General features: G+C 72.6%; 1 protein-coding gene. It reads right to left on the bottom strand.

The window, feature by feature from the left end; translation table 11 throughout:
* The coding region (locus CWC38_RS11855) for an AAA family ATPase (RefSeq protein ID WP_121846898.1) at positions 1 to 941 on the bottom strand (941 nt) is incomplete at its 3' end.
* Between the last annotated feature and the right edge of the window lie 39 nt (positions 942 to 980).

A 980-nucleotide genomic window follows, 5' to 3' on the forward strand; every position in this document is an offset into this window, starting at 1 on the left:
TGCGGGGCGTCTTCGGTGGGGACCCGGACGTCGTCGAGGATGCTCCGCACGATCTCCTGTGCGCTGTCCGCACCCGAGCGGCGCTCCAGGATGAGGCGGTGGGCGAGCACGGGCACCGCGACGTCCTTGACGTCGTCCGGCAGGACGTGGTTCCGCCCGGCCAGGGCGGCCTGTGCCCGTGCGGCGGCCTGGAGCTGGAGGGCGGCGCGGGGGCTCGCGCCCAGGCGCAGGTGGGGGTGCGTGCGGGTGGCCGCGCACAGCGCCACGATGTAGCGGCGCACCGCGGTGGACACGTGCAGGGACGCCACGTGCTGCACGAGCGCGCGGGCCTGGTCGATGTCCAGCACGGGGGCGAGGTCCGCCAGCGGGGAGCCCGAGCCGTGGTCGGAGAGCATGGCCACCTCGGCGTCCGCGTCCGGGTAGCCCATGGAGATCCGTGCGGTGAAACGGTCCCGCTGCGCCTCCGGGAGGGGGAAGGTGCCGTCCATCTCCACCGGGTTCTGGGTGGCGACCACCATGAACGGGGTGCCCAGCCGGTAGGTGGTGCCGTCCGCGGTGACCTGGCCCTCCGCCATCGCCTCCAGCAGTGCGGACTGGGTCTTGGCGGACGCACGGTTGATCTCGTCCCCGATCACGATGTTCGCGAACACCGGGCCCGGCTTGAACTCGAACTCCCTGCGCGCCTGGTCGTACACCGAGACGCCCGTGATGTCCGTGGGCAGCAGGTCCGGGGTGAACTGGATGCGGCTCACCGAACCGCCGACGGCACCCGCCAGGGTCCGCGCGAGCATCGTCTTGCCCACGCCGGGGACGTCCTCCACCAGCAGGTGGCCACCGGCCAGCAGGACCGTGAGGGCCGTGCGGGTCTCGGCGGGCTTGCCGTCGATGACCGCGTTCATGCGGTCCAGGACGGCCTTCGTGTGGGCGGCGAACTGCTCCATGTTTCCTCGTCTCACGGGGGCGGGGGCGGGGTGTGACTG

This window comes from Kocuria tytonicola, from assembly GCF_003687455.1.
Taxonomy (GTDB): domain Bacteria; phylum Actinomycetota; class Actinomycetes; order Actinomycetales; family Micrococcaceae; genus Kocuria; species Kocuria tytonicola.